The organism is Pseudomonas sp. CFBP 13602 (assembly GCF_014842725.1).
GTDB lineage: Bacteria > Pseudomonadota > Gammaproteobacteria > Pseudomonadales > Pseudomonadaceae > Aquipseudomonas > Aquipseudomonas baltica.
In genome coordinates, this window is the sequence record NZ_JACYVT010000008.1 from 154,668 (window position 1) to 166,263 (window position 11,596).

General features: G+C 62.8%; 8 protein-coding genes. 4 read left to right on the top strand and 4 right to left on the bottom strand.

What is annotated here, in order from left to right; all coding sequences use genetic code 11:
* The first annotated feature begins 115 nt into the window (after positions 1 to 115).
* From IFU31_RS17685 to IFU31_RS17700, 4 genes are all read left to right on the top strand, one after another.
* Positions 116 to 1,264 (top strand): efflux RND transporter periplasmic adaptor subunit, encoded by a 1,149-nt coding sequence (locus IFU31_RS17685; protein WP_122479406.1) that lies wholly within the window; start codon positions 116 to 118, stop codon positions 1,262 to 1,264.
* 3 nt (positions 1,265 to 1,267) lie between these two features.
* A complete protein-coding gene (locus IFU31_RS17690) occupies positions 1,268 to 4,444 on the top strand; it encodes an efflux RND transporter permease subunit (protein ID WP_192057636.1) in 3,177 nt (1,058 codons plus the stop codon).
* The gene (locus IFU31_RS17695) at positions 4,441 to 5,895 is read left to right on the top strand and encodes an AdeC/AdeK/OprM family multidrug efflux complex outer membrane factor (protein ID WP_122479408.1); all 1,455 of its coding nucleotides are present in this window, start codon (positions 4,441 to 4,443) and stop codon (positions 5,893 to 5,895) included. Before IFU31_RS17690 ends, IFU31_RS17695 begins: the two co-directional genes overlap by 4 nt.
* Positions 5,896 to 6,222: 327 nt before the next feature.
* Positions 6,223 to 7,488: an OprD family porin gene (locus IFU31_RS17700; RefSeq protein ID WP_192103982.1), complete on the top strand. Its 1,266-nt coding sequence runs from the start codon at positions 6,223 to 6,225 to the stop codon at positions 7,486 to 7,488.
* Between the two features lie 48 nt (positions 7,489 to 7,536).
* Here IFU31_RS17700 and pcaC read toward each other — a convergent pair whose 3' ends face one another.
* Genes pcaC through IFU31_RS17720 form a run of 4 tightly spaced genes read right to left on the bottom strand, consistent with a single transcriptional unit; the run spans position 7,537 to position 11,440 of the window.
* On the bottom strand, positions 7,537 to 7,929 hold the full coding sequence (pcaC, locus tag IFU31_RS17705) for a 4-carboxymuconolactone decarboxylase (protein ID WP_185793997.1): 393 nt from the start codon (positions 7,927 to 7,929) through the stop codon (positions 7,537 to 7,539).
* Positions 7,930 to 7,941: 12 nt separating this feature from the next.
* A complete protein-coding gene (gene pcaD, locus IFU31_RS17710) occupies positions 7,942 to 8,730 on the bottom strand; it encodes a 3-oxoadipate enol-lactonase (protein WP_192103984.1) in 789 nt (262 codons plus the stop codon).
* 10 nt (positions 8,731 to 8,740) lie between these two features.
* Positions 8,741 to 10,105 (bottom strand): 3-carboxy-cis,cis-muconate cycloisomerase, encoded by a 1,365-nt coding sequence (locus IFU31_RS17715; protein WP_192103986.1) that lies wholly within the window; start codon positions 10,103 to 10,105, stop codon positions 8,741 to 8,743.
* A gap of 45 nt (positions 10,106 to 10,150) precedes the next feature.
* The gene (locus IFU31_RS17720; RefSeq protein ID WP_122479412.1) at positions 10,151 to 11,440 is read right to left on the bottom strand and encodes an MFS family transporter; all 1,290 of its coding nucleotides are present in this window, start codon (positions 11,438 to 11,440) and stop codon (positions 10,151 to 10,153) included.
* Positions 11,441 to 11,596: the final 156 nt, after the last annotated feature.

Below are 11,596 nucleotides of genomic sequence, written 5' to 3' on the forward strand. Positions count from 1 at the left end.
CAAACAACCACGAATGTAAGTATATTCGTTAGTAAGCTATTAATCCAGTCGTAACATTTTTTTACCTTTCCACTATTCTTGAGCCCTCCCCCGCGCTCACGACCCGAGGATCTTCATGCAATTCAAGCCAGTTGTTACCGCTCTGGTATCCGCCGTCGCCCTGGCAACCTTGCTCAGCGGCTGTGACAAAAAGGAAGAAGCAGCCCCGCAACAGGCTCAGCAAGCTCCTCAGGTCGGCGTGGTTACCCTGAAAACCCAACCCTACACATTGACCAGCGAACTGCCGGGCCGGACCACCGCGTACCGCGTGGCCGAAGTACGGCCGCAGGTCAACGGGATCATCCTCAAGCGTCTGTTCAAGGAAGGCACCGAGGTCAAGGCCGGGCAGCAGCTCTACCAGATCGACCCGTCGGTGTACGAGGCGACGCTGGGCAGCTCCCAGGCGACGCTTGAGTCGGCCAAGTCGCTGGCCGGGCGCTACAAGCAGCTGATCGACGAGCAAGCCGTCAGCCGCCAGGAATACGACAACGCACGCTCGCAGCAGCTGCAGGCAGAGGCCTCGGTGAAGAGCGCGCAGATCGACCTGCGCTACACCAAGGTGATGGCGCCGATCTCGGGCCGCATCGGCCGTTCCGACGTGACCGAAGGCGCACTGGTGACCAATGGCCAGACCAACGCCCTGGCGACCATCCAGCAGCTGGACCCGATCTACGTCGACGTGACGCAGTCGTCCGCCGAAATGCTGCGGCTGCGACGCGACCTTGACAGCGGCAAGCTGCAGAAGGCTGGCGACAACGCCGCTTCGGTCAAGCTGACCCTGGAAGACGGCAGCGAGTACGCCCAGGCCGGCAAGCTGGAGTTCTCCGAAGTGTCGGTCGATCAAGCCACAGGCTCGGTGACCCTGCGCGCCGTGTTCCCCAACCCGGAACACGTGCTGCTGCCCGGCATGTTCGTGCACGCCAAGCTGCAGGCCGGTGTGCGCAGCGAAGCCATCCTGGCGCCCCAGCAAGGCGTGACGCGTGACCTGAAGGGCACCCCGACCGCCTTGATCGTCAACAAGGACAACAAGGTCGAGCAGCGTCAGCTGGTGGCCAATCGCACCGATGGCGCCTATTGGGTGATCGAAAAGGGCCTTAACGCCGGCGATCGCTTGATCACCGAAGGTCTGCAATACGTCAAGCCGGGTGCCGATGTGACCGTCAAGGATGCTGGCAACCTGACTCCTGAACAGTCCGCCCCTGCCGCCAACGGCAAAGGTGAGTGATCGATGTCTAAATTCTTTATCGACCGACCCATTTTCGCCTGGGTACTTGCCCTGGTGATCATGCTGGTGGGTGGGCTGGCCATTCTCAAGCTGCCCATCAACCAATACCCGGCCATCGCGCCGACCGCCATCGACATCCAGGTCACCTACCCAGGTGCGTCCGCACAGACCGTGCAGGACACCGTGGTACAGATCATCGAGCAGCAGCTCAACGGTATCGACAACCTGCGTTACGTTTCCTCGGAGAGCAACTCCGACGGCAGCATGACCATCAGCGTGACCTTCAACCAGGGTACCAACCCCGACATCGCCCAGGTGCAGGTGCAGAACAAGCTCAACCTGGCCACCCCACTGTTGCCGCAGGAAGTGCAGCAACAGGGCCTGCGCGTGACCAAGTCGGTGAAGAACTTCCTGTTGGTGATCGGCCTGGTGGCCGAAGACGACACGCTGACCCGTGAAGACTTGTCCAACTACATCGTCTCCAACATCCAGGACCCGATCTCGCGGACCTCGGGTGTGGGCGACTTCCAGGTGTTCGGTTCGCAGTACGCCATGCGCATCTGGCTGGACCCGGCCAAGTTGAACAAGTATCAACTGACACCGGTGGAAATCAGCGCCGCGATCAGCGCGCAGAACGTGCAGATCGCTACCGGTCAGCTCGGCGGCCTGCCGGCCGTGCCTGGCACCCAGCTCAACGCCACCATCATCGGCAAGACCCGCCTGCAGACCGCCGAGCAGTTCGGCAACATTCTGCTCAAGGTCGACGCTGACGGTTCGCAGGTACGTCTCAAGGACGTTGCACGCATCGCCCTGGGCGGCCAGAGCTACAGCATCGACGCCCAGTTCAACGGCAAGCCGGCCTCGGGCATGGCGATCAAGCTGGCCTCGGGCGCCAACGCACTGGACACCGCCAAGGCGATCCGTGCCACCGTGGCCAACCTGGAGCCGTTCTTTCCGCCAGGCATGAAAGTGGTTTACCCGTACGACACCACGCCGACCGTGACCGAGTCGATTTCCGGCGTCGTGCACACGCTGATCGAAGCGATCGTGCTGGTGTTCCTGGTGATGTACCTGTTCCTGCAGAACTTCCGCGCCACGGTCATCACGACCATGACGGTACCGGTGGTATTGCTCGGCACCTTCGGCATACTCGCCGCGTTCGGTTTCACCATCAATACCCTGACCATGTTCGGCATGATCCTGGCCATCGGACTATTGGTGGACGATGCGATCGTGGTGGTGGAGAACGTCGAGCGGGTCATGGCGGAGGAGCACCTGTCGCCCAAGGAGGCGACCAAGAAGTCCATGGAGCAGATCCAGGGCGCGCTTGTCGGTATCGCCATGGTGCTCTCGGCGGTACTGCTGCCGATGGCCTTCTTCGGCGGCTCCACCGGTGTGATCTACAAACAGTTCTCGATCACCATCGTTTCGGCCATGGCGCTGTCGGTACTGGTCGCGCTGATCTTCACCCCGGCATTGTGCGCCACCATGCTCAAGCCGATCGATCCGGAAAAACACGGCCAACCCAAGCGTGGGTTCTTCGGCTGGTTCAACCGAACCTTCGACCGCAGCGTGGTCAGCTACGAGAACGGCGTGAAGCGCATGGTCACGCACAAGCTGCCGGCGTTCATCGTTTATCTGATCATTTTCGCTGGCATGATCTTCCTGTTCACCCGCATCCCCTCGGCGTTCCTGCCTGAAGAAGACCAGGGCGTGATTTTCGCCCAGGTGCAGACGCCTGCAGGCTCCTCGGCCGAGCGGACGCAGAAGGTCATCGACGAGATGCGCACCTTCCTGCTCGATGGGGAAAACGGCGAAGGCGCCGGTGTGAAGTCGGTGTTCAGTGTCAACGGCTTCAACTTCGCCGGTCGTGGCCAGAGTTCGGGCCTGGCGTTCGTCATGCTCAAACCCTGGGGTGAGCGCGACGCCGAGACGACTGTGTTCAAGATCGCCGAGCGGGCGCAGAAGCATTTCGCCAGCTTCCGCGATGCCATGGTCTTCGCCGTGGTCCCGCCTTCGGTATTGGAACTGGGTAACGCATCGGGCTTCGACTTCTACCTGCAGGATCAGGGCGGGGTTGGCCACGAAAAACTGCTGGAGGCACGTAACCAGTTCCTCGGCATGGCCGCCCAGAGCAAGATCCTGGCGGGCGTGCGTCCCAACGGTCTGAACGACGAGCCGCAGTACCAGCTCACCGTGGATGACGAGAAGGCCAGTGCCCTGGGCATCACCTTGTCGACCATCAACCAGACCCTGTCCATCGCTTTGGGCGGTAGCTACGTCAACGACTTCATCGACCGCGGTCGGGTGAAGAAGGTCTATGTGCAGGGCGAAGCGGCAGCGCGGATGACCCCCGAAGACCTGAACAAGTGGTACGTGCGCAACGACTCCGGGACCATGGTGCCGCTGTCGGCCATCGCCACCGGTGAGTGGATCTACGGTTCGCCCAAACTGTCGCGCTACAACGGCGTGGCGGCGATGGAGATCCTGGGTACTCCGGCACCGGGCTACAGCTCGGGTGACGCCATGGCCGAGGTCGAGGCGCTGGCGAAGAAACTGCCTGATGGCATCGGCTATTCGTTCACCGGTCTGTCGTACGAAGAACGTCTGTCCGGCTCGCAAGCCCCGGCGCTCTATGCGATCTCGCTGCTGTTCGTGTTCCTCTGTCTGGCAGCCCTGTACGAAAGCTGGTCGATCCCGATCGCGGTGCTCCTGGTGGTACCGCTGGGTGTGATCGGTGCGCTGATCGCCACCAGCATGCGCGGCTTGTCCAACGACGTGTTCTTCCAGGTGGGCCTGTTGGTCACGGTGGGATTGGCGGCGAAGAACGCCATTCTGATCGTCGAGTTCGCCAAGGAACTGCACGAACAGGGCAAGAGCCTGGTCGATGCAGCAGCCGAGGCGTGCCGCATGCGTCTGCGGCCGATCATCATGACGTCCCTGGCTTTCATCCTCGGCGTTGTCCCTCTGGCGATTTCCAGCGGCGCAGGTTCGGGCAGCCAACATGCCATCGGTACCGGGGTGATCGGCGGTATGATCACCGCCACCGTCCTGGCAATCTTCTGGGTGCCGATGTTCTACGTGGCCGTGTCGTCGATGTTCAAGAGCAAATACGACAAGGAACACGAGCAGGACAAGGGCAACGACAAAGCCATTACACATGAAGAGGCTGGCCAATGAGCAAGTCACTGATATCCATCGCTGTCGCCGCTTTCGTGCTCGGCGGCTGCTCGATGATCCCCGAGTACCAGCAGCCTGCCCTGCCAGTGGCCGAGCAGTTTCCGCAAGGCGAGGCCTACGCGCCCGCCGATGCGGCCGAAGTGGCTGCGGCCGAGCAAGGCTGGCGGCAGTTCTTCACCGACCCGGCGCTCGAGCGCCTGGTGCAGGTGGCGCTGGAGAACAACCGCGACCTGCGCGTGGCGGCCCTGAACATCGAGGCCTACCGGGCGCAGTACCGCATCCAGCGCGCCGATCTGTTCCCGGCGATCAACGCCGACGGTACCGGTACGCGTCAGCGCACACCGGCCGACCTGTCACAGCTTGGCGAGTCGGGCATCTCCAGCCAGTACGGGGTCACCCTGGGCGTCAGCGCCTATGAACTGGACCTGTGGGGCCGCATCCGCAGCCTCAACGAACAGGCGCTGCAAACCTACCTGTCCAGCGAGGAGGCACGTCGTTCCACCCAGATCAGCCTGGTGGCCAACGTGGCCAATGCCTACCTGACCTGGCAGGCCGACCAGGCGCTGCTGAAGCTGACCCAGGACACCCTGGGCGCGTTCGAGCAGAGCCTCAAGCTGACCAGCCGCAGCACCGAAGTGGGCGTGTCCTCGGCCCTGGACCTGAGCCAGGCGCGCACCGCGGTGGAAACCGCCCGCGTCAGCCTGGCCCGCTACCACCGCCAGGTGGCCCAGGACCGCAACAGCCTGACCATGCTGCTGGGCACGCGCATTCCGGTGGACCTGCCTGAAGCCCGTGGCCTGGATGCCGACCTGCTCAGCGAAGTACCCGCAGGCATGCCGTCGCAGCTGCTGACCCGGCGCCCGGACATCCTCGAAGCCGAGCACGCCTTGCTGGCCGCCAACGCCAACATCGGCGCGGCTCGCGCAGCGTTTTTCCCCAGCATCAGCCTGACCGCCAACGCCGGCACCTCGAGCCGCCAGTTGTCCGGCCTGTTCGACGCCGGTTCCGGCAGCTGGTTGTTCTCGCCCAGCATCAGCCTGCCGATCTTCAACGCCGGTGCGCTGCGTGCAAGCCTGGACTACTCGAAGATCCAGAAGGACATCAACATCGCCAACTACGAGAAGGTCATTCAAACAGCCTTCCAGGAAGTGTCCGACGGCCTCGCTGCACGTAAGACCTACAACGAGCAGTTGCAGGCCCAGCGTGACTCGGTACAGGCCAACCAGGATTACTACCGCCTGGCAGAGCGTCGCTATCGGATCGGTATCGACAGCAACCTGACCTTCCTCGATGCCCAGCGCTCGCTGTTCAGTGCCCAGCAATCGCTGATCACTGACCGGCTATCGCAGCTGACCAGCGAGGTCAATCTGTACAAGGCCCTGGGTGGCGGCTGGTACGAGCGTACGGGCCAGGCCCAGTTGGCACAGCCAGCGCAGGCGCCGAAAAGCTGAAGCGCAACGTTGCAAGAAAAAACCACCGCCTGCGGTGGTTTTTTTATGCAGGTCAGGCGGCGACGTCGGCACGAACAGGGTAGCCCCTGAAGAAAATGTCACACGGGACTGGCCGAAAGTTCAATCTTGAGCAATAGTGGTCTGATGACCAGATAACTGACTTGTTATTAACCAGTTAGTTAGTGTTCGGTTATCGCACGTATTCCCGTGCGGTCGGTTGAATCGGGCGTCACCCCAACGCACCATCCGCGCAACACTTAGAAACATGCATGACCTGCTCGTACAAGCGTGCGTCAATCATAAAATCAATAACAATAGGTTTACCCCATGCGCCAGCACTTCCGTCGTTCACCCCGTCTGTTGCCCAACCTGATTGCGCTGACCGTTGCCACGGCCGCCCTGCCCTCCTTTGCGGCCGAGTCCGGCTTCTTGGAGGACGCCAAGGTAGGGCTGAACCTGCGCAACTTCTACTTCAACCGCAATCACACCAACCCGGCCTTCCCGCAGAGCAAGTCCGAGGAATGGACCCAAAGCTTCATTCTCGATGCCAAGTCCGGCTACACCCAAGGCATGGTCGGCTTCGGTGTGGACGTGCTGGGCATGTACTCGGTCAAGCTCGACGGCGGCCGTGGTACCTATGGCACGCAGTTGTTGCCTGTGCATGACGGCAATGACCCGGCCGACGATTTCGGTCGGCTGGGTGTGGCCGCCAAGGCCAAGATATCCAAGACCGTGCTCAAGGTCGGTGAATGGATGCCGGTGCTGCCTATCCTGCGCTCGGATGACGGGCGCTCGCTGCCGCAGACTTTCCAGGGCGGACAGGTCACCTCCCAGGAAATCGACGGCCTGACGCTATACGGCGGCCAGTTCCGCAAGAACAGCCCGCGCAACGACGCCAGCATGGAGGACATGTTCCTGCAGGGCCGCGCCGGCATCACTTCCGACCGCTTCAATTTCGTCGGTGGCGAGTACACCTTCAACGGCAAGAACACCCTGGTCGGCCTGTGGAATGCCGAGCTCAAGGACATCTACCAGCAGCAGTACCTGCAGATTCTCCACAGCCAGCCCTTGGGCGACTGGACCCTGGGTGCCAACCTGGGCTTCTTCCATGGCAAGGAGGACGGCAGCGCACGGGCCGGTGACCTGGACAACAAGACCTGGTCGGCGCTGCTGTCGGCCAAGTACGGCAGCAACACCTTCTATGTCGGTCTGCAGAAAGTCACCGGCGACAATGGCTGGATGCGCGTCAACGGCACCAGTGGCGGCACCCTGGCCAACGACAGCTACAACTCCAGCTACGAGAACGCCAAGGAGAAATCCTGGCAGTTGCGCCATGACTTCAACTTCGCCGGCGTGGGCGTACCGGGGCTGACCCTGATGAACCGCTACATCAGCGGCGACAATGTGCACACCACCACCGTCACCGACGGCAAGGAATGGGGCCGCGAAACCGAACTGGCCTACACCGTGCAGTCGGGCACCTTCAAGAGCCTGAACATGCGCTGGCGCAACTCGACCATGCGCCGCGACTACAGCACCAGCGAGTTTGACGAAAACCGGGTGATCGTCAGCTACCCGCTGAGCATTCTGTAACCCTCGCGCCGGTGACGGGCACGCCGCCCGCACCGGCCCGCTCGGGCGTCACTGGCGGGATTCGACGCCCAGCTCATCCCATACCGATTCGGCCAGGTGAAACGTCGCGTTGGCCGCTGGAATGCCACAATAGATGGCGCTCTGCATCAAGACTTCCTTGATCTCTTCACGGGTGACACCGTTGCTTGCCGCCGCACGCAAGTGCAGCTTGAGCTCGTCGTTGCGATTCATGCCGATCAGCATGGCGATGGTGACCAGGCTGCGGGTGTGCCGCGGCAGGCCCGGACGGGTCCAGATATCACCCCACGCATGGCGGGTGATCATCTCCTGGAACTCGGTATTGAACTCGGTCAGGTTGTTCAGGCTGCGTTCCACATGGGCATCGCCCAACACCGCTCGCCTGACTTTCAGGCCTTCTTCGTAGCGTTCTTTTTCGTCCATGGACGTGCTCCTTCAGCGCAACAGAAATTCGACGACGCGGGCACTGAAAGGCGCACCGACTTCAACGTTGGACAAATGCGCCGCGGCAAACTCGGCGTACTGCGCACCGGCCACCTGCTCGACGATGAATTGCGCGTCGGCGGGCGTGGTCACAGCGTCCTCGGTGCCTGCGATCACCAGCAGCGGTACCTGGATGGCACCCAACTGCTCGCGGAAATCGGCGTCGCGCACGGCCGCGCAGTTGGCGGCGTAGCCTTGGGGCGAAGTGGCCGCGAGCATGTCGGTGATGCGCCGGGTTTCGCCCGGGTTGGCTTCGGCGAACGCCGGGGTGAACCAGCGCGCGATGGAGGCGTCGCGCAGCGACTGCATGGCCGCCTCGCCCTGCCCAAGGACCATTTCGATCCGGGGGTTCCAGACGTCCTGGGTGCCAATTTTTGCCGCCGTGTTGCAGATCACCAGCTTGTGCAGGCGCTCGCCGGCGTTGATCCCCAGCCATTGGCCGATCAAGCCGCCCATGGACAGGCCGCAGAAGTGCACCTTGTCCAGTCGCAGGGCATCGAGCAGCGCGAGCACGTCGCCACCCAGCTGCTCGATGGTATAGGTGCCCGGGGTCACCAGGGATCGGCCATGGCCGCGGGTGTCGTAGCGCAGCACCTGAAAATGCTCGGTGAAGGCGGCCATCTGGCTGTCCCACATGTGCCGGTCGGTGCCCAGCGAGTTGGACAGCACCAGTACCGGCTTGTCTTCGGGGCCTTGCAGACTGTAATCGAGTTCGCCGTCGGCGAGTTGTACCTGTGCCACGCTCATCTCCTCACGCATTCAAAAGATCGTGTTCGGCCACCGCCCGTTCGACCCAGACCTGGGCCTGGCCCAGGTAGTGCGAAGGGTCCAGCAGACGGTCCAGTTCATTGGCGTCCAAGTGCTCGGTGACCTGCGGCTCGTCGCCGAGCACTGCGCGCAGATGCCGGCCCTGGGCGACGGCCTGTTTGCAGCACTGCTCCAGCACATGATGGGCGCGGTCGCGACCGATCCGCTGGGCCAGCACGATGCTCACAGCTTCGGCCAGCACCAGGCCGTGAGTCAGTTCCAGGTTCGCCAGCATGCGCCCATCGTCTACCTGCATACCGTCGGCGATGGCCAGCGCCTGCTGCAGCGCGCCGGACACCAGGCAGCAGATCTCCGGCAGCGTTTCCCATTCGGCGTGCCACAGCCCCAGGCTGCGCTCGTGTTCCTGCGGCATGGCGCTAAACAGCGTGGCCAGCAGGCCCGGCACTCGGGTGGCGGCGCCGATCAGCACCGCCGCACCGACCGGGTTGCGCTTGTGCGGCATGGTCGAGGAACCGCCCTTGCCTGGTGCCGAAGGTTCGAAGACTTCCGCGGCCTCGGTCTGCATCAGCAGGCTGATATCACGCCCCAGCTTGCCCAGACTGCCGGCCAACAGGCCCAGCACCGAGGCCAGCTCGACCAGTCGGTCGCGTTGGGTATGCCAAGGCTGCTCGGGCAGATTCAGGTGCAGTTCCTCGGCCAGGGCCTGGGCCACCGGCATGGCTCGATCGCCGAGGGCGGCCAGGGTGCCCGAGGCACCGCCGAACTGCAGGCAGGCCAGCCGCGGCCTGAGCTCGCGCAGGCGCTGCCGGCTGCGGGTCAGGGCGCCGAGCCAGCCAGCGATCTTCATGCCCAGGGTGACGGGTGTGGCGTGTTGCAGCCAGGTTCGTCCGGGCATCACCGTGGCCGCATGGCGGCGAGCCTGCAGGCTCAGGGCGTCGGTCAGCAGGCGCAGGTCGGATTCGATCAGCTCAACTGCCGCCAGCAGCTGCAGGACCAGCCCGGTGTCCATGACATCCTGGCTGGTCGCCCCCAGATGCACGTAGCGCTCGGCCTCGGCGTCGGTGGCGGAAATGACCTTGCCGAGCATCTTGACCAAGGGAATGGCTGAGTTGCCAGCACTGGCAATGGCCTGCGCCAAGGCCTGGAAGTCGTATAGCTGGGCCTTGCACGCGGCCTCTATGGGAGCGACTGCCGCGCTGGGGATCACACCGACCCGCGCCTGGGCGCGAGCCAGCGCGGCTTCGAAATCGAGCATGCCCTGCACCCGGCCATGGTCGCAGAAGATCTGGCGCATGGCCGGGGCGGTGAAGTAGACATCGAACAACTGATTGTTCGGCGGTTGGTTCATGGAGCTCCCCTGCAAGGGCGCGCCAGCGATGGCGCGCCCCTGGGTTTAATGGTCGGTATGCAGGTACTTGGGCTGCTTGGGCAGCCGCAGGCTGAACAGGAAGGCGATGGCCATCATCACCGTGACGTACCAGTAGAACGCGTTTTCGTTGCCCATGTTCTTCAGGTTCAAGGCGACGAACTCCGCTGAACCGCCGAACACCGCGTTGGCTACCGCGTAGGCCAGGCCGACGCCCAGGGCGCGCACCTGCGGCGGAAACATCTCGGCTTTGACCAGGCCACTGATCGAGGTGTAGAAGCTGACGATGGCCAGGGCCAGGGTGATCAGCACGAACGCCAGGAACGGGCTGGTGACGGTCTTCAATGCCATGAGGATCGGCAAGGTGCACAAGGTACCGAGCCCGGCGAACCAGAGCATGGAGGTGCGTCGGCCGATGCGGTCGGCGAGCATGCCGAACAGCGGCTGCATGCACATGTACAGGAACAGCGCGCCGGTCATGATCAGGCTGGCGGTCTTGGCATGCATGCCTGCGGTATTGACCAGGTACTTCTGCATGTAGGTGGTGAAGGTGTAGAAAATCAGCGAGCCGCCGGCGGTGTAGCCCAATACGGTGATGAAGGCTGCGCTGTGATTCTTGAACAGCCCGGCGATGCTGCCGGCGTCCTTGTCGTTGCGCGTTTCGGCGGTGCTGGTTTCCTTCAGCGTACGGCGCAACAACAGCGAGATGATCGCGGCGACGGCACCGACGAAAAACGGAATGCGCCAGCCCCAGGCCCGCAGTTCCTGCTCATCGAGAAACTGCTGGAGGATGACCACGGTCAGCACGGCCAGCAGTTGCCCGCCGATCAACGTTACGTACTGGAACGACGCGAAGAAACCACGCTGGCCACGCAGGGCGACTTCGGACATGTAGGTCGCCGTGGTGCCGTATTCACCGCCCACCGACAGACCCTGGAACAGCCGGGCCAGCAACAGGATGATCGGTGCCCAGACACCGATGGTGGCGTAGGTCGGCAGGCAGGCGATCACCAGCGAGCCAGCGCACATCATCAGCACCGAGATCATCATGGAGTTCTTGCGGCCATGCTTGTCGGCCACGCGGCCGAACAGCCAGCCACCGATCGGCCGCATCAGAAAGCCTGCGGCGAACACTCCGGCGGTGTTGACCAGTTGCACGGTTGGATCGTCGGAAGGAAAGAAGGCTGGGGCGAAATAAATGGCGCAGAAGGCGTAGACATAGAAGTCGAACCACTCCACCAGGTTGCCCGATGAAGCGCCGACGATCGCGAATATGCGCTTCTTGCGCTCCTCACCGGTGTAATGAACTGTTGTCATGTTTTAGTTCTCATTGAGGTCGGTAAAGGCTAGACATAACCTGTTACAACCTCAGGCACAAGGTGATTGGCGGTCTGGGAGGTTGAGGGTTGGCTTTAGGGCCTCTTCGCGGGCAGAGCCCGCCCCCACAGGAGCCTGCTCCCACAAGAACATTTG

What these genes read in the sequence shown, in the direction of transcription:
- IFU31_RS17700 (WP_192103982.1), top strand. Translation starts at nt 6,223, where the DNA reads ATGCGCCAGCACTTCCGTCGTTCACCCCGTCTGTTGCCCAACCTGATT.
- IFU31_RS17720 (WP_122479412.1), bottom strand. Translation starts at nt 11,440, where the DNA reads ATGACAACAGTTCATTACACCGGTGAGGAGCGCAAGAAGCGCATATTC.
- IFU31_RS17695 (WP_122479408.1), top strand. Translation starts at nt 4,441, where the DNA reads ATGAGCAAGTCACTGATATCCATCGCTGTCGCCGCTTTCGTGCTCGGC.
- IFU31_RS17685 (WP_122479406.1), top strand. Translation starts at nt 116, where the DNA reads ATGCAATTCAAGCCAGTTGTTACCGCTCTGGTATCCGCCGTCGCCCTG.
- pcaC (WP_185793997.1), bottom strand. Translation starts at nt 7,929, where the DNA reads ATGGACGAAAAAGAACGCTACGAAGAAGGCCTGAAAGTCAGGCGAGCG.
- IFU31_RS17690 (WP_192057636.1), top strand. Translation starts at nt 1,268, where the DNA reads ATGTCTAAATTCTTTATCGACCGACCCATTTTCGCCTGGGTACTTGCC.
- IFU31_RS17715 (WP_192103986.1), bottom strand. Translation starts at nt 10,105, where the DNA reads ATGAACCAACCGCCGAACAATCAGTTGTTCGATGTCTACTTCACCGCC.